The sequence below is a fragment of the Rhizobium sp. MHM7A genome, assembly GCF_005862215.1.
Classification (GTDB): Bacteria; Pseudomonadota; Alphaproteobacteria; order Rhizobiales; family Rhizobiaceae; genus Rhizobium; species Rhizobium bangladeshense.
The window spans coordinates 301,048-319,749 of record NZ_VCHT01000004.1 but is presented as its reverse complement, the minus strand read 5'-3'; the positions used below and the strand labels follow the sequence as shown (position 1 = coordinate 319,749).

16 protein-coding genes and 1 pseudogene are annotated in these 18,702 nt (G+C 61.7%); 4 read left to right on the top strand and 13 right to left on the bottom strand.

Annotated features, from left to right (window positions below):
- Nucleotides 1-24: 24 nt before the first annotated feature.
- The 4 genes and pseudogenes from FFR93_RS17830 to FFR93_RS17815 form a co-directional block, all read right to left on the bottom strand.
- Nucleotides 25-1,074 carry a carbohydrate ABC transporter permease gene (locus FFR93_RS17830; RefSeq protein WP_138394194.1) on the bottom strand — a complete coding sequence of 350 codons (1,050 nt, stop codon included), beginning with the start codon at nt 1,072-1,074 and terminating at the stop codon, nt 25-27.
- A complete protein-coding gene (locus tag FFR93_RS17825; RefSeq protein ID WP_064708968.1) occupies nt 1,071-2,108 on the bottom strand; it encodes a sugar ABC transporter permease in 1,038 nt (345 codons plus the stop codon). Before FFR93_RS17825 ends, FFR93_RS17830 begins: the two co-directional genes overlap by 4 nt.
- A gap of 11 nt (nt 2,109-2,119) precedes the next feature.
- Nucleotides 2,120-3,379 (bottom strand): ABC transporter substrate-binding protein, encoded by a 1,260-nt coding sequence (locus FFR93_RS17820; RefSeq protein ID WP_064708969.1) that lies wholly within the window; start codon nt 3,377-3,379, stop codon nt 2,120-2,122.
- A 65-nt stretch (nt 3,380-3,444) separates the two neighbouring features.
- Nucleotides 3,445-4,978, bottom strand: a pseudogene (locus tag FFR93_RS17815) (hypothetical protein).
- Nucleotides 4,979-5,165: 187 nt separating this feature from the next.
- Here FFR93_RS17815 and FFR93_RS17810 point away from each other — a divergent pair.
- Nucleotides 5,166-6,221 carry a LacI family DNA-binding transcriptional regulator gene (locus tag FFR93_RS17810; protein WP_138394193.1) on the top strand — a complete coding sequence of 352 codons (1,056 nt, stop codon included), beginning with the start codon at nt 5,166-5,168 and terminating at the stop codon, nt 6,219-6,221.
- Between the two features lie 12 nt (nt 6,222-6,233).
- Here FFR93_RS17810 and FFR93_RS17805 read toward each other — a convergent pair whose 3' ends face one another.
- Genes FFR93_RS17805 through FFR93_RS17785 form a run of 5 tightly spaced genes read right to left on the bottom strand, consistent with a single transcriptional unit; the run spans nt 6,234 to nt 11,379 of the window.
- On the bottom strand, nt 6,234-6,977 hold the full coding sequence (locus FFR93_RS17805) for an ABC transporter ATP-binding protein (protein WP_138394192.1): 744 nt from the start codon (nt 6,975-6,977) through the stop codon (nt 6,234-6,236).
- A complete protein-coding gene (locus FFR93_RS17800; RefSeq protein WP_138394191.1) occupies nt 6,974-7,849 on the bottom strand; it encodes an ABC transporter ATP-binding protein in 876 nt (291 codons plus the stop codon). The genes FFR93_RS17805 and FFR93_RS17800 overlap by 4 nt, the downstream gene beginning before the upstream one ends.
- The gene (locus tag FFR93_RS17795; protein WP_138394190.1) at nt 7,836-8,738 is read right to left on the bottom strand and encodes an ABC transporter permease; all 903 of its coding nucleotides are present in this window, start codon (nt 8,736-8,738) and stop codon (nt 7,836-7,838) included. Before FFR93_RS17795 ends, FFR93_RS17800 begins: the two co-directional genes overlap by 14 nt.
- The gene (locus FFR93_RS17790; protein WP_138394189.1) at nt 8,735-9,763 is read right to left on the bottom strand and encodes an ABC transporter permease; all 1,029 of its coding nucleotides are present in this window, start codon (nt 9,761-9,763) and stop codon (nt 8,735-8,737) included. Before FFR93_RS17790 ends, FFR93_RS17795 begins: the two co-directional genes overlap by 4 nt.
- Nucleotides 9,764-9,783: 20 nt before the next feature.
- The gene (locus tag FFR93_RS17785; RefSeq protein ID WP_138394188.1) at nt 9,784-11,379 is read right to left on the bottom strand and encodes an ABC transporter substrate-binding protein; all 1,596 of its coding nucleotides are present in this window, start codon (nt 11,377-11,379) and stop codon (nt 9,784-9,786) included.
- 132 nt (nt 11,380-11,511) lie between these two features.
- On the opposite strand from FFR93_RS17785, the gene FFR93_RS17780 reads away from it, so the two are divergent.
- From FFR93_RS17780 to kdgD, 3 genes are all read left to right on the top strand, one after another.
- Complete coding sequence (locus FFR93_RS17780) at nt 11,512-12,222, top strand: FadR/GntR family transcriptional regulator (protein WP_138394187.1); 711 nt, start codon at nt 11,512-11,514, stop codon at nt 12,220-12,222.
- A 64-nt stretch (nt 12,223-12,286) separates the two neighbouring features.
- Nucleotides 12,287-13,261: a mannonate dehydratase gene (locus FFR93_RS17775; RefSeq protein ID WP_138394186.1), complete on the top strand. Its 975-nt coding sequence runs from the start codon at nt 12,287-12,289 to the stop codon at nt 13,259-13,261.
- 36 nt (nt 13,262-13,297) lie between these two features.
- On the top strand, nt 13,298-14,224 hold the full coding sequence (kdgD, locus tag FFR93_RS17770) for a 5-dehydro-4-deoxyglucarate dehydratase (protein ID WP_138394185.1): 927 nt from the start codon (nt 13,298-13,300) through the stop codon (nt 14,222-14,224).
- Between the two features lie 159 nt (nt 14,225-14,383).
- Here kdgD and ugpC read toward each other — a convergent pair whose 3' ends face one another.
- The 4 genes from ugpC to FFR93_RS17750 all read right to left on the bottom strand — a co-directional run bounded on the left by ugpC (nt 14,384) and on the right by FFR93_RS17750 (nt 18,646).
- Nucleotides 14,384-15,457, bottom strand: a complete 1,074-nt coding sequence (gene ugpC, locus FFR93_RS17765; protein ID WP_064708980.1) for a sn-glycerol-3-phosphate ABC transporter ATP-binding protein UgpC — start codon at nt 15,455-15,457, stop codon at nt 14,384-14,386.
- 23 nt (nt 15,458-15,480) lie between these two features.
- Nucleotides 15,481-16,329: a carbohydrate ABC transporter permease gene (locus tag FFR93_RS17760; RefSeq protein WP_138394184.1), complete on the bottom strand. Its 849-nt coding sequence runs from the start codon at nt 16,327-16,329 to the stop codon at nt 15,481-15,483.
- On the bottom strand, nt 16,322-17,260 hold the full coding sequence (locus FFR93_RS17755; protein ID WP_138394183.1) for a sugar ABC transporter permease: 939 nt from the start codon (nt 17,258-17,260) through the stop codon (nt 16,322-16,324). The genes FFR93_RS17760 and FFR93_RS17755 overlap by 8 nt, the downstream gene beginning before the upstream one ends.
- An 81-nt stretch (nt 17,261-17,341) precedes the next feature.
- On the bottom strand, nt 17,342-18,646 hold the full coding sequence (locus FFR93_RS17750) for an extracellular solute-binding protein (RefSeq protein ID WP_138394182.1): 1,305 nt from the start codon (nt 18,644-18,646) through the stop codon (nt 17,342-17,344).
- Between the last annotated feature and the right edge of the window lie 56 nt (nt 18,647-18,702).

The window sequence follows — 18,702 nt, the reverse complement described above, 5'->3', positions numbered from 1 at the left end:
TGTTTCATTTCTAGATCGGCCGGCCTATTTCAGTCCGGAACCGGCAATGCCCGTTGTGATGAAGCGCTGCAGGAAAACGAAGATCAGCACAACGGGGATCATCGAGACGACGGTCATGGCGAGGATATAGTGCCATTGCACATTGAGTTCGCCGGCATAGACGTTGAGGCCGACCTGCAGCGTGTAGAGCTCCTTGCGCGACAGTACGATCAGCGGCCAGAGGAAGTCGTTCCAGCGCCAGACCACCGAGAAGATCGCCAGCACCGCCAGCGCCGGGGCCGATAGCGGCAGGATGATGCGCCAGTAGATCTGCCATTCGCTGGCCTTGTCCATGCGCGCCGCGTCGATCAGCTCGTCGGGTATCGTCAGCATGTATTGGCGCAGCAGGAAAACGCCCGTGGGCGTGGCGACGGTCGGCAGGATGACGCCCCAGAGGCTGTCGAAAAGGTTCAAGCTGCCGATGACGGAATAGAGTGGCACCACGATCACCGAGAGCGGCACCATCAGCGTTGCCAGGATCATCAGCATGACGGCGGTGCGGCCGGGGAACTGGTATTTCGACAGCGCGAAGGCGGCCATCGAATTGACCAGCAGCGTGATTGCCGTCGCCACAACAGTTACGAAGACGGAATTGCGCAGGAACAGGAAGAAATCGAAGCGCTGGAAAGGCTCTGTGTAGTTGCCGGCGGCGAATTCGACCTTACGCACCGGCGCGCGGTCCTTGATGTTGACCTTGACGATTTCGCCGGGCTGTTTCGGATCGATCATCTGGCCCATGATGCCGATGCGGCGGACTTCGGCGAGCACGTGGGTGCTGCCATCCGGCATCGTCACGTTGTAGAGCGGCAATGGTTTGTCGTAACCCGGCACCACGGCCTGCTCGGTGACATAGGGCAGGAAGGACGGCGGGAACTCGGCAAGGGCGGCCGGCGTCTTGAAGGAGGAGAAGACCAGCCAGACGGCCGGGCCGAACATCAGGAAGACGCCTGATATCAGCCAGATCCAGGTGACGACGTCGGTCCAGTGCCAGCCGCGGCCGCGGCGGCGAAGCAGGAAGGTGGCGACGGCGCTCATAGACGTTTCCCCTTCTTCTCGTTGCGGCCGCTGGCGGCGAGCTGCACCAGCGTCAGGATGACGAGCACGATGCCCATCAGGATCGAGGCGGCCGAGGCGAGCCCCGGGTTGCGCAGCGAACTCGCAAAGCCGGTCTCGTAAATAAACTGGGTGATGTACATGGTGCTGGTTCCGGGCCCGCCGCCAGTGAGCACGAAAACCTCGTCGAAAATCTGCACGGCGCGGATCAGCGCCAGGACCAGGACGACAATGAGATTGGGCATCAGCAGCGGCAGGGTGATGCGCCGGAAGATACGGGTTGGGCTTGCCTTGTCCATAGCCGCCGCTTCGTAGAGATCCCTCGGGATCGCCTGAAGGCCGGCGAGCAGGATCAGCGCATAAAAGCCCATATGCGCCCAGACCGAGACGAAGACGGCGAAGAAGAAGGCCCAAAAACGGTCGCTCAGCCAGGAGAAGGGTTCGAAACCGAAGGGGCTCAGCGCATAGTTCAACAGGCCTTCACGCTGCAGGATCCACTTCCAGATCAGGCCGACGACGACGGGCGACAGCAGCACCGGAAAGAAGAAGACTGCGCGCCAGAAGCCACGATTGGAAAGTTCGCGATTGAGGATCAAAGCCGTCGCGAGCGCGGCGATCAGCATCGCCGCCACTTGGAAGACGACGAAGACGGCGGTGTTGCGCACGGCCGCCCAGAAGGTGTCGGCAGCACAAGTGGACGGGTCGAGATAGGAGCCGCAATCGAACAGGATGCGGTACTGCTGATCGCCGACATAGGTCCGGTTCTGAAGGAAGATGGCGCCGCCGCTCGTCGTCGAATAGAGGAAGTTGATGACCAGCGGCAGGAGCACGAAGACGGAAAAGATCAGCATGTTAGGCGCCAGGAAGACGCCGGCCATGCCATTCAGGCCCGTCAGCTTCTGCCAGGCGCGCATGGGAATGTCGATCATCCCCATGAAGAGGCGGACAGGCGCATTGAGCGCCTGCCGCAGACCGGCTTTCGCCGGCGGTTCGGAAGAAACCGTCTTCTCCGCCATCCGCTCTTCCGTCAGTTGCCGGCGACCTTGGCCTTGATGTCCTCGTCGATGCGGGCATAGGCGTCGTCGAGCTTCATTTCGCCGGCGATGACCTGGCTGATGCGGGCGACGATGGCGCTGTAATAGGCGTCCGACCATTTCCAGCCCGGCAGCTTCACCGCAGGCGCGGCCGTCTGACCGGCCGATTCGACGAAGGCCTTCAGCGCCGCCTGCACATGCGGATTGTCCGTCTTGAAGTCCACCTGGCCGGCGGCCACCCCCTTATGCGCCGGAATGAACAGGCTGCGCTCGGCAAATTCCTTCTGCACGTCGGCACCTGCCAGGTAATCCATCACCTTGGCGACATCCTTCGGGTTCTTGGTGTACTTGACGGCGACGAGGCCGGCGCCGCCCTGCATGCCGCTGCAGGCGACCGTGCCGCACGGGCTTCCGGCCATGACCCAGTCGAAACTATCGCCGATCTTCTGGGCGAAGGCAGAAACCTGCCAGCTGCCCGAATAATAATAGGCAAGACCGCCATTGATGAAGTCTTCGGCGGCAGAGCGATAGGTGGTGCCGGCAGCGCTGACCCAGACGTCCTTGTTGACGGTGCCGTCCTCGTTCCACTTGACGAAGCGGCTGAGGAACTCCTTGGCGCCCTGATCGATGGGCGCCGGCTTGCCGTCGGCGGCGATATAGTTGGCGCCGTAGGAGATGTTCGGGCCGGAAACGCGGTGGCCAGAGCGGTCGATCGCCATGGCGAAGACCTTCTGGCTGTCGGCTACCTTCCGGGCTGCCGCCGCCCAATCGTCCCAGGTCGCCTTCGGGCCGGGAATTTCGACACCGGCCTGATCGAACAGCGTCTTGTTGACGAAGCCGCCGGTGAGCGTCAGCTGCGTCATGAAGCCGGTGATGGCGTTCGAACCGTCGGGACGCATCCAATCGGCCTGGGCGCCGAAATTATCGTCCCAATATTTCGCATCGGCGAGGAGCGGGCGAAGATCGAGCCAGTGCTGCGCCTGCGCCTTCAGATTGGTGACGCGGGCGATATCCGGTCCCTGCCCCGCTTCCAGCTGGACCGGCAGCTGCTCCTTGACGACGTCATAGGAGACTTCGTCGAGAATGACGTTGACGTCGGGATTGGCTTTCGAGAAGCGTGCCAGCAGGTCCTTGATGACGGCGCCTTCGCCGCCATCGGAATACCACATGATGCGCACGTCGCCGGCTTGGGCGGCAACCGAACTCAAGAGAACCGCAGCCAAAGCCGCGCCTATCGATTTCATTCTGGTCATTTTCTCCTCCTCTTGACCGATGAATTCCTGCGCCCGGCCGGTCCTCCACCTGCCGGACATGTCGTCTACGAGGCGGCGCGCCGAGGCTGGCTGCCCGGTATCTCCAGATGTATCGCTTCTCCCCGCACAGACCAGTCCGACGGCCTGAGAATACGGCCCTCGGCGCGCACCGTGCCATCCTCCTCGAAGACCACCTCTCCATAATCCGGATCGAGGATGATCAATGCGCCGGCTGCGTCCCGGCGTGCTGCGAGGGCGGTGAACCGCGACCGCATTCTGCCGATATCACCCTCGCGCTCGAGATCGGAGAGACGGACGATCCAGCGGCCTTTGCGGCCGGCCAGGCGCAGCTCGACATCCGTCGTAGGCCCCAGCTTCACCGGCTCAAGCGGTCCGTTGCCGATCAGCATCGCAAGGCCGCTGCCGCAACGGGCAAGCGCCAGATTGCCGCCGACGGCCGTCTCGTCGAAGGCTTCGAGCGGGAACCAGGCATGGGTGAAATCCGGCTGCCCCTCATGGATATCGAAATCGAGGATGGCCAGATCGCGGTACTGATGCACGCGCGGCAGGGTTCCGCAGCCGCCCCAGAAGCTCGGCCGGCCGTAGCCGAACTGGATGGTTTCACCAGGATGGTTGATCCAGATCTGCGCCTCCGGCCGGCGGCCCAAGCGCAAATGCAGCACCGTCTCCTGATAACCCCAGGCACCGGGGCGATAATTGGCGATGGTGCCGAGCGCGGTATCGCGTGTCTTGTAGTGATAGAGGGCGGCAAAGCGGTTCTCGCCCTGGGAAAATCTCCATTCCTGCGCGTTGTCGGACTGGTGCGCGGCGATCGCCGCGAGCTCTTCCGGAAAACGCAGGCCGTGATCGCGGATGCAGACGGCAAGCTGCGGCAGCGCGTGGACTCGCCGGCCGTACCAGCCGCGGCCCCAGAGCAGCCGGGCGATGGCCGACAGCTCGACCGAGCGGCCGGGGCGTAGCGTATGTTCATAGGAGCGGCCCCCCCGATGTTTCGACCTCAGGTCCTTGGAGATAGTCGAGCTGGAAATAGAAGCGGGCGTCGCGCTCGGCGAGATCGTCGAAATAGACGCGGACCTCGTTGAGGCCCGGGGAGAGCTCGACCTCGAAAGACTGCTGATTTTCCAGATTGCGCTCGTAAGGCGCCATGAAGCCCTGCTCGCGACCGTTGACGAAGAGGATGGCGCCGCCGCAAGTCGAGAGGCGAAGCGTGGCGGACCCAGCCGTGCGGGCGTCGAGGAAGGTGCGCGCCCAGCAGCCGATGCGCGTCGGGCGAAACCAGAAGCCGGAGAGATCGACGCGCGGCGAAGAGAAAGGGAACCACCAGCGGGCGGCCTCGAATTCGGCGGCCGGCTGCGGTCTTCGGCCGGAGAAGGATGCCTTGAATTCTGTGCGGCAAGGATATTCGTGCGGAATGAAGTTCTTCGTCTTGGTGACGAAGAAGAAAGGATCCATGCTGCCTTCCATCGGGCAGTCGGCAACATCATAGCGCGCCTGCGAGAGTGGGCCGAGCTGCCAATAGACGATCGCGTTATTCCTAGCCGTTTCGCGGCGGAGATGGGCTTGCGGCTCAGCAGTCATCTGAAATCCGCTCTGACTTTGGTCTTTCCGAGAAAACGCCGACGCATTGGATGGCGGTCAAGCCGCATCTTCAAAGCCTCCCATGCTCTGCCGCTTGTCGCGGACTCCTCGACAACAATTGTGCACAGGCATGCCATTTGCGCAATCTGAAAGATTTTTGCATAACTTGAGCGAGCGAGGAGACCCCATGTCCACGGAGCAGAAAAAGGGCAGGCGCACACGGCTCGACGACATTGCCGCGCGATGCGGCGTGTCGATCAGCACAGTCTCGCGCGCGCTCGCCGGCGAAAAGGGCGTCAGGCCTGAGATCCGGAAGCTGGTGCTGGAAACCGCAAGCGCGGTCAGTTACGCCCTACCGGCGAGTGTCGCCGGCAAGAAGGTCATGCTCGTTGCCTCCGGCGCGGCGATGATCGATTATGTCCGCAACCAGTTCACGCTTCACGTGCTCGAAGGATTGAACGCGCGCGCCTCCGCCCTCGGTATTGAGATGGCGATGCGTCCGGTCGCCGACAAGTCCGATGAAGCACGTGTCATCGCCGAGATGCACAATGATGCAAGTTTCGGCGGCATGCTGATCCTGACCGTCGACGACGAGGATATGCTGGCGGCCGCCGCCGCTCTCGGGAAGCCCGTCGTGCTGGTGAACAGCGACGATCCCTATATGCGGCTTTCGAGCGTGACGCCCTGCAACCGCTCGGCCGCCTTCATCGCCGCCGAGCGGCTGATCGAGGCAGGGCATCAACGCATCCTGTTCATGCTGCGGCCGGGACGGCGGACGATCGAACGGCGCCTGGAGGGCTGGCGCGACGCGCTGCAGCATCATGGGCTGAAGGCCGATGCCGATCTGGTACTCGAGGTCGACGACTGGCTGCCGGAACTCGGCGCCGAGGCGATCACCCGCCTCGTTGGCGACAAGGGCCTTTGCTTCACCGCCGTTCTGACCGCGGGTGACAGTCTCGCCAACGGCGCCATACGCGGATTGCAGGCGATGGGTTATGCCGTGCCGCAGGACGTCTCCGTCATGGGCATCGACGATCTGCCGCAATCGGCCTTTCTCAATCCGCCGCTGTCGACGGTGCATATTCCGATGCGAGAACTCGGCGCCACCGCGCTCGACCTCCTGCGCGATATGATGCTCGGCCTTGCCTTGCCGCGCCGCCGTGTCGAGCTATCCTGTCATCTGGTCGAAAGGGGCAGCGTCGCACCCGTCCGCTCTGCCAATGCCACAACCACGGACCGGTGACGATCAAACGCGTCATGCTTCGATGAAGCTCGCCTCGAACAGCTCGCGCGCATAGGCGTCATGCGTGGTGCCGGCCTGCAGATCCTCTTTGGTGAGTTCGTCGACGAAGCGCCCGTCCTTCATGATCAACACCCGGTCACACATATGGGCTATGACTGCGAGATCGTGGCTGACAAGCAGATAGGTCAGTCCCTTCTCCTCGCGCTGGTCGGCAAGCAGGTTGAGGATTTCGGCCTGGACCGAGACGTCGAGCGCCGATGTCGGCTCGTCCAGCAGCAGGATGGGCGGTGACAGGATCAGCGCCCGGGCAATCGCCACGCGCTGGCGCTGGCCGCCGGAAAGTTCGTGCGGGAAACGGTTTGCGAAGCTTGCCGGCAGGCCTACCTGGATCAACGCCCTTTCGACCTTCGACCAGATGTCGGAGTGACGCATGGCGCGTAACGGCTCGGCGAGCGCGGTGCCGATGCGATGTCGGGGATGCAGCGATCCATATGGATCCTGAAACACCATCTGGGCCGAGGTCAGCTCCTCGCGGGAGCGCTTCTTGCCGATCGGCTTGCCGCGAAGCTCGATCTGGCCGGTCCAACCGGCCTCCATGCCGGCGAGGCAGCGCAGCACCGTCGATTTGCCGCAGCCGGACTCGCCGACGATGCCGAGCGTCTCGCCCTGGCCCACCTGAAAACTGATGCCTTTGACGACATGATTCCTGTTCTTGCCAGAGGAAAAGACGACATCGAGATCACGGACATCGATCATTGCGCCGCCTCCAGATCGAGTTTCGCCCGGTCGAGAACCGCAAGCCTGCGAACCGGATTCTTGGGGTCGGGCAGCGCTGCTATCAGCCCACGCGTATAGGGATGACGGGCCTCTTCGAGGCTGGTCAGCGTTTCGACGATGCGGCCGGCATACATGACGATGATGCGTTCGCAGAATGCAGCCACCATACGAATGTCGTGGCTGATCAGCAGCAGACCCGAATTGTTCTCGCGCACCAGTTCATCAAGCAGCAGCAGCACGTCCTTTCGCACACTGACATCGAGAGCCGAGGTCGGTTCGTCAGCGATGACGAGCTTCGGCCGCGCCAGCAGCATCATGGCGATCATCACGCGCTGGCCCATGCCCCCCGATATCTGATGGGGATAAAGCGCCATCACCCGATCAGGATCGGTGATGCGCACGCGCTCCAGCATGGAGCGGGCCGCATCCTGCGCCGGCTTGCCGCGCAGGCTGAGGTGAAGGCGGGCGGCCTCGGCGATCTGCTTGCCGATCGACAGCACCGGATTCAACGAATAGCGGGGATCCTGCATGATCAGCGCGATGTCCTTGCCGCGCAGCGCGCCCATCTGACGTTCGGTCTTTGCAAGCAGCGGACTGCCGGCAAGGTCCAGGCGCTCGGCCGAGACCACTGCGGCCGGCGGCAGGAGGCGCATGATAGCGCGCCCGGTCGTCGATTTACCGGAACCGGATTCGCCGACAATGCCGACACGTTCCCGCCCGACGTCGAAACTGACATTGGAGACGGCGGGCACAGCCCCTCGCCCAAAACGGACGCTCAACTCCTTGACCGAAAGAACGGGCTGGCGATCACCAGCTTGTTTGTTACGAACTGTCATTTCACGATCTGGCATGGCGGGGATCCAGAATGTCGCGCAGAGCATCTCCGACGATGTTGAAGGCAAGGCTGCTAAGCAGGATGGCAATACCCGGCATGACGGCGACCCACCAGTAATCGAGCATGAACTTGCGGCCGTTGGAAATCATCGCGCCCCATTCCGGCGCCGGCGGCTGGGCGCCAAGGCCGAGGAAGCCGAGCGAGGCCGCCGTCAGGATGATGCCCGCCATATTGAGGGTCAGACGGACGATGACCGACGGAATGCACATCGGTGCGATGTAAAGGAGCAGGATGCGTATCGGCGAAGCGCCGTAAAGGCGGGCGGCGACCACGTAATCGGCGTTTCTGACGACTAGCGCTTCCGCGCGTGCCAACCTTGCGATCGGCGGCCATGCCGTGAGCGAGATGGCGATTATCGCTGTGCCGAGGCCGGCGCCGAGGGCGGCGGCAAAGGCAAGCGCCAGGATCAGCGACGGGAAGGACAGCACGATATCGGTGGCGCGCATCAGGAAAGCATCGGTATTGCCGCCGAAGAACCCGGCGACGACGCCGATCAGCAATCCGATCGGACCGACGATCAATGATACCGACAGCACCGTCTGGATGGTGATGCGCGTGCCGAAGATCAGGCGACTCAAAATATCCCGGCCGAACTCGTCCGTGCCGGCGAGATGGGCAAGGCTTGGCGGCTGCAGGGCATCGCCGAGCGACTGGATAGTCGGATCGTAAGGGGCCAGGAGCGGCGCGAAAATGGCGACCACGCAAAGGAGACCGAGAATAACGAAGCCGGCAAGGCCAAGCGGCTCGTCGGCCAGTTTTCGGCCGGCGCGCCCGAACGAAGCGGCAACGCGGCTCGGCATACTTGGCGGACGGATCCGGATCTCGCTGTGGACGGCGTCACTCATCGCGCTGCCTCCCGCATGCGCGGATCGAGCACGGCGTAGGCGACGTCGGCCAGGAAATTCAGGAACATGAAGATGAATCCCACGATGATGGTGGCAGCGACGATGGCGTTCATATCGCCGATCATCAGCGCGTTCGTCATATATTGGCCGATGCCCGGCCAGGAGAAAACGATCTCGGTAACGACAGCGCCTTCGAGCAGACCGCCATAGGAAATTGCGAGAATGGTGATGAGCTGCACCGCGATATTCGGCAGGACATGGCCCAGGATCGTGCCGGTCGGGCTGACACCCTTGGCACGGGCAGCGATGACATAATCCTGACTCAGCTGCTCAAGCGTGAAGCTGCGGGTCATGCGGGTGATGTAGGCCATCGCCGCATAGGCGAGGATGACGGCAGGAAGAATGATGTGGCCGAGCGCGTTCCAGAAGATTTCCGTTTCGCCCTGCAGGAGGCTGTCGATCAACAGCAGGCCGGTCTGCGGGGTAACGAGGCCTTCGTAAAACACATCGACCCTGCCCGGCCCGCCGACCCAGTTCAGGCCGGCATAGAAGATGACGAGCCCGACGATGCCGAACCAGAAGACCGGGATCGAATGGCCGACGAGGGCGACAACACGTGCGACCTTGTCGATCATGCTGTCGCGAAACAGTGCTGCGACCAGGCCGAGCGGAACGCCGACGAAGGTCGAAATGATCACCGCCAGCGTCGCAAGCTCGAATGTCGCCGGAAAGGCCTGAGCGAGGTCCGAGGAGACGGGATTGCCGGTGAGCACGGCCGTGCCGAAATCACCATGCGCCAGCCCGTTCAGATAGAGGAAGAACTGCCGATAGATCGGCAGATCAAGCCCAAGACGCATCCGCATCGCCGCATAGGCGGCGGGATCGGCGAGTTCGCCGACGATTGCGCCGACGGGATCCGTGGGCAGGACGCGGCCGATCACGAAGGTCACACATAAGAGGATGAAAAGGCTGACGAGCAGATGCGCCAGACGTCGGCCAAATTCGGCTACAGAGAGTTCCTTCATGATCGGCTGCCTCGGGAGTATTACTGGGCTTCAGACTTCATGACGCTCTCGAGACGCGTCAGCTGGGTCGGATGCCCCACATATCCTTGCACCTTGCTCGACAGCACGATCGGCTCGAAACGCTCGAACATCGGCAGCACCGCCGGCTTCTGTTCCACGAACAACTTCTGCATCTCGACATAGAGCTCGCCGCGCTTCTTGGCGTCCGCCTCCATGGATGCCTTGGACGTCAGAGCCGTCAGCTCCGGGATGTCCCAGGCCGAACGCCAGACGAAGTTGCCGGCATTGTTGGCTTCTTTCGAGTTGTCGGGATTGGACGAGAACTGCTCCATCGAACCGAGCACGTTCGGCATATAGGCGCTGGTCTGCGGGATCAGAAGATCGAAATCCCTGGCGCGATGGGCGGCGATGATTTCCGAGCCGTTGCCCTGCTGGATGTCGATCTTGATGCCGACCTGGGCGAGCGACGCCTGGATCGCCGTGGCAAGGTCGATGCGCGGCGTCTGCGCGATCGTCTTCAGCGTCAGCGAGAAGCCGTCCTTGAACCCTGCTTCGGCCAACAGCTGCTTGGATTTTTCGACATCGAGATGCCAGTCGGGGTTCGGGATCGCAGATTCGAAATTCTCCGGCACGGGAACGTTTCTTGCCCGACCGTAGGGCCGCATGATCGTCTTCTCGATTCCCTTATAGTCGATGCCATAGGCAATGGCCTCGCGCACCTTCGGATTGGACAGGTACTGGTTGCCGGCATTCATCGACAGCACGTAGAAGCCGCCTGTCGGAATGCGCTGGATCGTAAAGCCCTGCTTGTCCTTGAAGGTCGCGAGATCGGCTGCCGTCATGGCGCTGGCGATATCGATGTCGCCGCGCTCGAGCATTAGCCGCTCGACCTGGCTTTCCGGAACATGCCGGACGATGACGCGCTTCATCTTCGGAGCGCCGGTGACATAATCCTTGTTGGCGTCGAGAATGACAAGTTCGTTCGGAGACCAGCGGTTCAGGGTGAACGGACCGGAGCCGGCCGAGTGCGTGCGCATCCATGCATTTCCCCAGTCGTTGTCGACGACATGCTTCTGCACTTCGACGCTGTCGACAATACTGGTGGTCGATGCCGCGAGCCGGTAGAGCAGCATCTCGGCCGTCACCTGACCGGAAAAGTCGATGCGCACGGTCTTATCGTCGACTGCAGTAACGAGCTTGTCGACATTGTTCTTGTCATAGCCGACGCGCTTGAGGTTCGCCGCAGCAGCCTGGTCGAGCTTCAGAAGCCGCCCAATTGAATAGACGACATCTTTCGCCGTCACCGGATTGCCGGAGGCGAAATTGGCCTGGCGCAGCGTGAAGGTGATGCCCTTGTCGTCGACCTTCCAGCTCGCGGCCAGCTGCGGCAAGATCTTGCCATCGGGCGTGCTGTTCACCAGCCGGTCGTAAAGGTTCGACATGATCTCGACGGCCTTGCCCTCGGTCGCCTGATGCGGATCAAGCGACAGGACCTGTGCCAGCGATGTCCCGATCACCAGCTGGTCCTTCGGCGTGGCTGCGTGCGAAAGCGGTGCGGCGATCGTCAGGGCGCCGACGAAGGCTCCGACGAACAGGCCCTTAGAAAAATGCTTCATTGTAACTCCTCCCTGGATTACTATAGGAGACATATTATGTCGTCCGTATGTCGTATTATGATTTATCGAAGTCCGGTACGATTTGCAAGACCCGTGCGGAAGACTTGAGGCAAAGGAACTGGGGAAGCGAGAATGACGACACTCGGCCGTGGTCGGCAAAGACTGGCGCAGCAGGTCATCGATCAGTTGCGAGCGCAAATCGAGACAGGGAAATTGCGTGTCGGCGACCAGCTGCCGACCGAGCCGCAGCTCGAATCGACTTTCGGCGTCAGCCGCACCGTCGTGCGCGAGGCGATTGCCGATTTAAGGGCCGCAGGTTTCGTCAGGCCGATCCAGGGCAAAGGTGTCTTCGTCGCGGATCCGAAGATCCATTCGGTCATGTCGCTGACGCCGGTGGAGATCAAAAGCATCCCGGAAACCCTGGAGTTGTTGGAGTTTCGCCTGGCCGCCGAAGGTGAAGCGGCTGCGATTGCCGCCTATCGCCGCACGGCCGAGCAGGAAGCAGCAATCCGAGAGGCCAACCGCCGAATGGCGCAACTGATCGAGTCGGGACAGCAGACGGTCGAGGCCGACTATGCCTTCCACATGGCGATCGCGGCCGCCACCAACAACCGTTTCTATGTCGACGTGTTGCGCCATTTCGGCCCACGCGCCATTCCCCGCGGGCAGTTTCCGACGCTGCCGGAGGCCAATGACCGCGAGTATCTTCAAAAGGTCCATGCCGAACATGTGGAAATCCTCTCGGCGATCGCCGATCAGGATCCCGACCGCGCCCGCCAGGCGATGCGTGCCCATTTGATGGCAAGCCAGCGACGCTATCGGATGCTGGCCGAACAGCAATAGGGCTCGACACCCTCTAAGATTCATATTATGTCATATGACATTGATGATTTTTGAGAGGTCTCTGATGTATCTTGGAACACAGGTGGCAGCGCGCGACGATGACGACTATCGGATCTTCGCGCAATTGGGCGTGAAGCATATCAGCGCCGATCCGCCGGGAAAGCCGAGCAGTTGGACGCTTGCCGACATCGAACGCCATCGAGACAAGGTCGAAAGCTTCGGCCTGATCCTCGACATGATTCAGCTGCCCCTGCCCTCGCAGCCGATCGAGAAAGCCTCCTATCCGGACATCCTTCTTGCCGGGCCTGACCGCGACCGGCAGATCGATGCGGTCTGCCAGATGATCGAGAATGTCGCGGCGGCCGGCATTCCGGCAGTGAAATACAATCTCAACCTGATCGGCATTCCGCGCACGCCCGACGAACCGGGACGCGGCGGTTCGATGAATGCGAGCTTCCGATGGGACAAGACCGACCAGCAGGCCGCGCCCGGCCTTGCCGGCGTGCTCTCCGAGGACGAAAATTGGGAGCGGATCGATTACTTCCTCGAACGCGTCGTTCCGGTCGCCGCAAGCAATCGCGTCAGGCTCGCCTGCCATCCCCACGATCCCTATACGCCGCCCGGCTATCGCGGCGTCACGCGCGTGCTGGGGACGGTGGAAGGGCTGAAGAAATTCGTGCAGATGCGCGAAAACCCTTATCACGGCCTCAATTTCTGCCAGGGCTCGATCGGCGAGATGCTCGAAAATCCCCGCGAAGAGATCGACGACATCATTCGCTGGTTCGGAGAGCGCAACAAGATATTCAATGTCCACTTCCGCAATATTCGCGGCGGCAAGCTGTCCTTCATGGAGACTTTCCCCGATGAGGGCGACATGGACATGGTCCGCTCCGCCAGAATCTACAAGGAAGTCGGCTACAAGTACATGCTGATGCCCGACCATGTGCCGACCGTCAGCGGCAGGGACCCGTCCGCCACCGCATTTGCCTTTTGTTACGGCTATATCGCGGCACTTCTGCAAGTGCTCGAGAGCGCCTGAGACAATCGATTTTCAACACCTAAGCAATAGGACGTCATGATGAACCCGATTGAATTGAAAAAGGCCGTCGGCAGCGGTCTGCTGTCGTTTCCGGTGACGCATTTCAACGATGAACTCAAGTTCGACGAAGCGAAGTACCGCCGTCATGTCGAGTGGCTTGCCGGTTACGACGCCGCTGCGCTCTTTGCCGCCGGAGGCACCGGCGAATTCTTCTCCCTCAATCCGAGCGAAATTCCCGCCGTCATCCGGGCTGCCAAGGCCTCGGCCGGCAATACGCCGATCATCTCGGGATCCGGCTACGGCACATCGCTTGCCATCGAGATCGCGAAGGCGGCCGAACGGGCCGGCGCGGACGGATTGCTGCTGTTGCCGCCCTATCTAATGTTTGCCGAGCAGGCCGGCCTCATCGCCCATGTGAAGGCTGTCTGCCAAGCGGTTGGCGTCGGCGTCATCGTCTATAATCGCGACAACGCCATTCTGACGGCCGACAGCATCGCTCGGCTTGCCGAGGAATGCCCCAACCTGATCGGCTTCAAGGACGGCGTCGGCGATGTCGACAAGGTCATCGAGATCACCACGCGGCTCGGCGACCGTCTCGTCTATGTCGGCGGGATGCCGACCCATGAGGTCTATGCCCAGGCCTATTTCGCCGCCGGCGTGACCACCTATTCCTCCGCGGTCTTCAACTTCGTCCCCGCACTGGCCCAGCGCTTCTATGGCGCCCTGCGCAGCGGCGATCAGCCGACCGTCGACGAAATACTGAAAAGCTTCTTCTTCCCCTTCGTCGCCCTGCGCAATCGCAAACGGGGCTATGCCGTCTCCATCATCAAGGCCGGGCTTCGTGTCCTAGGCCAGAACCCCGGCCCCGTTCGTCCGCCTCTGACGGATCTCACGCCGGAAGAGCTGGCACTGCTGGAGAAGATCGTCCAGGCCAACGGCGTCGAACGGATTGCGGCCGAATAATGGGCGGAGATGTTCGCGCCAGTCGGTTGCCCCTCACCCTAACCTTGCCGGGGTCGTGCCACTGGTCTCGACCCCGGCAGGTGGCGGCAACCGTATGAGGGCATGCGCCAGGTTCATATATCTAGCCGGAGAGCAGCGCCCTTACGCCGAGGCTCCGGCTTATAGCGCCACACCAGTCCCGCGGTCGAAAACATGCACCTGGTCGCTGGCGATGCTCGCTTCAAAGACGGAGCCGTAACGGGCGGGATATTCGCCATCGACGATCGCCGTCACCTGTTGTCCGGCAAGGTCGAAGACCACATGGGTCTGGGCGCCTGTGGGTTCCACCAGCATGGTGCGGCCGGCAAGCGGCGTGCCGGCTGATATGCCGGGAACGAGATGCTCCGGGCGCAGGCCGATGGTGACGGCCTGGCCGCGCCTGACCTTCCGGTCGGGCGCGATGCGGATCGCCGTGCCGTCGTCGAGACGGGCGGCCGGTTCGCCGTTTTCGCCATCCACCGTGCCTTCGAGCATGTTCATCGCCGGTGAGCCGATGAAGGCGGCGACGAAGAGATTAGCGGGTTTCTTATAGAGTTCGAGCGGTGTCCCCGCCTGCTCCACCCTGCCCTGGTTGAGCACGACGATGCGGTCGGCGAGGGTCATCGCCTCGATCTGGTCGTGGGTGACATAGATCGAAGTTGTCCTGACCTTCTGGTGCAGTGTCTTGATTTCCGAGCGCATCTGCACGCGCAGCTTGGCGTCGAGGTTGGACAAGGGCTCGTCGAACAGGAAGACGGCTGGGTTGCGCACGATGGCGCGGCCCATGGCGACACGCTGGCGCTGGCCGCCGGACAGCTGGGCCGGCTTGCGGTCGAGCAGCTTGGCGAGATCGAGCATGCGGGCGGCTTCGGCGACACGGGCTTCGATCTGAGGTTTGGCGACGCCGGCGAGCTTCAGATTGAAGCCCATGTTTTCGGCCACCGTCATATGCGGATAGAGCGCGTAGGACTGGAATACCATGGCAATGTTGCGCTCGCGCGGCGTCATGCCGTTGACGACTTTGCCGCCGATGGCAATCTCGCCGTCAGTGATCTCCTCAAGGCCGGCGATCATCCGCAACAGCGTCGATTTTCCGCAGCCGGACGGGCCGACCAGCGCGACGAATTCGCCATCGTCGATCGCAAGCGAAATGTCGTGGATGACGTCGACCGCGCCGTAGGCCTTGCTCACATCGATCAATTCAACGGATGCCATGGTTGCACCTCCAATGGTTCAGCTCAGGACTTCACGGCGCCGGCCGTCAAGCCGGCGATGATGTGCCTCTGGGCGACGAAAAAGACGATGATTGTGGGAAGGATGGTCAGCGTGATGAAGGCGAGCACCAGCTGCCATTCCGTCCCGAATTCGCCGCGATAGACCATGATGCCGAGCGGCCAAGGGTATTTGGATTCCGAGTTCAGCATGATGAGCGGCAGGATGTAGCTGTTCCAGCTGCCGACAAAGGAGATGATGCTGACGGTGGCGACGATCGGACGCGATAGCGGCAGCGAGATGTGCCAGAAGAACCTGAGATAACCGCAGCCGTCGACGAAGGCCGCCTGGAACAGCTCCTCCGGGAGATTGCGGAAATAGTTCCTGAACAAAAGGATGCTCATGCCGAGGCCGAAGGCCACCTGCGGCAGCACCACGCCCCAGTAGGTATTCAACAGCCCGAGATCACGAATGCGGATGAAGAGCGGCAGGATCGCGGTCGCCGCCGGAAACATCAGCCCGAGCAGGAAATAGTTGAGCAGGAAGGACGAGCCGAAGAAACGGACATGGGCAAAGGCGAAGGCGGCCATCGACGAGACGATCAGCGTCAGCAGAACGGTCAGCGCTGCGATGACAAGCGAATTGCCGATCTGCATCCAGTAGCGCTCGCCAAAGAGGATGTCGGTATAGTTCGCCCATTGCCAATCCGTCGGCAGGCCGAAGGGATTGGTGCGCAGGTCACCCAGTGTCTTGAAGCCGCCGAGCGCCGTCGTCAGCAGCGGCACCAGTACGATCGCAGCGATCAGGCTCAGCGACACGTAGAGATAGACACGCGTTGACGTGCTCATGCGGACGGAAGAGCTCATGTCAGTCATGGCGCATGAAAATCCTTTTGTAACCGAAGGCGAGCGTCACGCAGATGATGAAGAGCACCACGCCGACGGCGCTGCCCAGGCCCACCTGCATGCGCATGACGCCATAGGTATAGAGGAAGGTGACCATCGTCTGGGTGGAGTTGGACGGGCCGCCGCCGGTCAGCGGCATGATCATGTCGAAGAGCTGCAGCGAGCCGACGACGGCGAAGAAGATGGAGAGACGCAAGGTGGAACCGAGCAGCGGCAAGGTGACGTAACGGAACTTCTGCCAGCCGGTGGCGCCGTCGATTTCGGCCGCCTCCAGCACGTTCTTATCGACCGATTGCAGGCCGGCGATGAACAGCATCATGTGAAAGCCGAAATACTTCCAGACGACGACGCCAAGCACGGCGTAAATCGCCACATCCTTGTCTGCGAGCACGTAAGGATTGGCGAAGCCGAAGAAGTTGGAAACGGCGGCGAACAGACCGTAATCACCATCATAGACGAAACGCCAGATAAGGCCTGCAGCAACATCGGCCAGTACATAGGGCAAGAAGAAGATCAGGCGGAAGCCGACAACGCCGGGAATGCGGTGGGCGAGCATGGTGGCAAGCCAGATGGCCAGGGGTACCTGGATGCAGATCGAGATGACGATGATCAGGCCGTTATTGATGAGCGCCTGGGTGAAGGCCGCATTGCGGAACAGAACCTGGAAATTGCGCAGGCCGATGAACTCGCTCGGCGTGCCGTAGCCGTTCCACTTGTAGAGGCTGTACCAGGCCGCCTCACCCATCGGCAAGATGACGAAGAGCGTGAAAAGCAGCAGCGCCGGGGGCAGGAAGAGCAAAAGCACGGCTAACCGATCGTGGGCGACCGAACTTCTCCTGTTTGACGCTCTTATTGCCGGCCTCGCGGCTGATGTCATCGTTGGGACTGAAATATTGGCCATGGTTCCTGCTTTCGCATCTCATCGGCAGCAATGCTGGCGCCCCGCTTTAACGGAGCGCCAGGGAGGGTTCGCAGGCGCTGGTTACTGTTCCAGCTCAAAAGCGTCCTGGATCATCTGGGCGCCGTCCTTGGAGTTCATCTGTCCGGAGACAATCTCCACCGACACATCGTTGACGACTCGGCCGACGGCCGCGCCGAGATCCTGGTCGAAGAAATTCTGGTGCCAGGTCGAGCCCGAAAGCTGCTTCGCCGATTCGGCGAGCAGCGGGCTCGTGACGCCATCGCCGGCACCGACGGCAACGGGGAGGAGCATACCGGCTTTCGCCATTGCCCGCTCGTTCTCTGCATTCGTCAGGAACGCAAGGAAATCGATCGCTTCCTTAGAGGCTTTCTTGGTGACGGCCCAGCCGTTCAGGCCGCCGAGCGTATCTGTCGCCTGGCCGGCGCCGCCCTCGACGGTCGGGAATGCGAAACGCCCGATATTCTCGGTCGCGAGCCCCTTGCCGTCGCCGGCATTCTTGCGCTGGTTGGCCTCGGTATTTTCAAAGCCGAGGATCATCGCGGCCTTGCCGTCGCCGAAAACGCCGAGCGTCTGCGGCCAGGTAGCGCCGAGATAGCCGGGCTGGAAAGGCTCGAGTTTGCCGAGTTCGGCGAGGTCATCGCCAGCCTTGATGATCGCGGGATCAAGGAAACCTTCGCCTTCGCCGTTCTTGGCCGCTTCGAAGACCTTCTGGCCGCCCTCGCGCATGACGAGATAGCTCCAGTAGAAGTGGATCGGCCACTTGTCGCCGCCGCCTCCTGCGATCGGGACAATTCCCGCCGCCTTGATCTTCTTTACCGCCTCAAGAAAATCAACCCAGCTCTTGATCTCCTCGGCCTTCACGCCGGCCTTTGCGAAGAGCTCCTTGTTGTAGAAGAAGCTGACCAATCCGACCTTATAAGGAATAGCCCAGGTCTTGCCGTCGAAGGTAAGGCCGCTGACTGATGAAGGCGTGTAGGCGTTGCGCAGCTTGCCGCCATCGGCGTCGAGTGCCGCCGTCACGTCCTGAAGCGCGCCGGTCTCGGCCTGCTGCTTCAAGACGCCGCCGCCCCAGCTGTAAAAGAAATCCGGCACGTCGTCGGACTGCAGCAGCGTGGGAAGCTTGGCCTTGAATGCCTCGTTTTCGAGGAACTGCATCTGGATGTCGACGTCGGGATGCTGAGCTTCGTATTTCTTGACGATGTCTTCCCAAGCCGCGACGAATTTCGGGTCGAGCTCGAGGTGTAGCCACTTCACCACGGTTGTCGCCGAGGCAGCGCCCGCTCCCAGGAGCAACATGCCGGCTGCTGCGGCAATGGATGCGAAGCGCCTGCCGCCGAAAATGGCGCCCTTATTTGAAAAGTTCATGATTTCCTCCCTGGGGACCATCCTCACAATTTTTCCCCAATGCGGATTAATTCACC

What these genes read in the sequence shown, in the direction of transcription:
- FFR93_RS17760 (WP_138394184.1), bottom strand. Translation starts at nt 16,329, where the DNA reads ATGACTGACATGAGCTCTTCCGTCCGCATGAGCACGTCAACGCGTGTC.
- FFR93_RS17785 (WP_138394188.1), bottom strand. Translation starts at nt 11,379, where the DNA reads ATGAAGCATTTTTCTAAGGGCCTGTTCGTCGGAGCCTTCGTCGGCGCC.
- ugpC (WP_064708980.1), bottom strand. Translation starts at nt 15,457, where the DNA reads ATGGCATCCGTTGAATTGATCGATGTGAGCAAGGCCTACGGCGCGGTC.
- FFR93_RS17805 (WP_138394192.1), bottom strand. Translation starts at nt 6,977, where the DNA reads ATGATCGATGTCCGTGATCTCGATGTCGTCTTTTCCTCTGGCAAGAAC.
- FFR93_RS17820 (WP_064708969.1), bottom strand. Translation starts at nt 3,379, where the DNA reads ATGACCAGAATGAAATCGATAGGCGCGGCTTTGGCTGCGGTTCTCTTG.
- FFR93_RS17750 (WP_138394182.1), bottom strand. Translation starts at nt 18,646, where the DNA reads ATGAACTTTTCAAATAAGGGCGCCATTTTCGGCGGCAGGCGCTTCGCA.
- FFR93_RS17795 (WP_138394190.1), bottom strand. Translation starts at nt 8,738, where the DNA reads ATGAGTGACGCCGTCCACAGCGAGATCCGGATCCGTCCGCCAAGTATG.
- kdgD (WP_138394185.1), top strand. Translation starts at nt 13,298, where the DNA reads ATGATGAACCCGATTGAATTGAAAAAGGCCGTCGGCAGCGGTCTGCTG.
- FFR93_RS17825 (WP_064708968.1), bottom strand. Translation starts at nt 2,108, where the DNA reads ATGGCGGAGAAGACGGTTTCTTCCGAACCGCCGGCGAAAGCCGGTCTG.
- FFR93_RS17775 (WP_138394186.1), top strand. Translation starts at nt 12,287, where the DNA reads ATGTATCTTGGAACACAGGTGGCAGCGCGCGACGATGACGACTATCGG.
- FFR93_RS17780 (WP_138394187.1), top strand. Translation starts at nt 11,512, where the DNA reads ATGACGACACTCGGCCGTGGTCGGCAAAGACTGGCGCAGCAGGTCATC.
- FFR93_RS17830 (WP_138394194.1), bottom strand. Translation starts at nt 1,074, where the DNA reads ATGAGCGCCGTCGCCACCTTCCTGCTTCGCCGCCGCGGCCGCGGCTGG.
- FFR93_RS17755 (WP_138394183.1), bottom strand. Translation starts at nt 17,260, where the DNA reads ATGGCCAATATTTCAGTCCCAACGATGACATCAGCCGCGAGGCCGGCA.
- FFR93_RS17790 (WP_138394189.1), bottom strand. Translation starts at nt 9,763, where the DNA reads ATGAAGGAACTCTCTGTAGCCGAATTTGGCCGACGTCTGGCGCATCTG.
- FFR93_RS17810 (WP_138394193.1), top strand. Translation starts at nt 5,166, where the DNA reads ATGTCCACGGAGCAGAAAAAGGGCAGGCGCACACGGCTCGACGACATT.
- FFR93_RS17800 (WP_138394191.1), bottom strand. Translation starts at nt 7,849, where the DNA reads ATGCCAGATCGTGAAATGACAGTTCGTAACAAACAAGCTGGTGATCGC.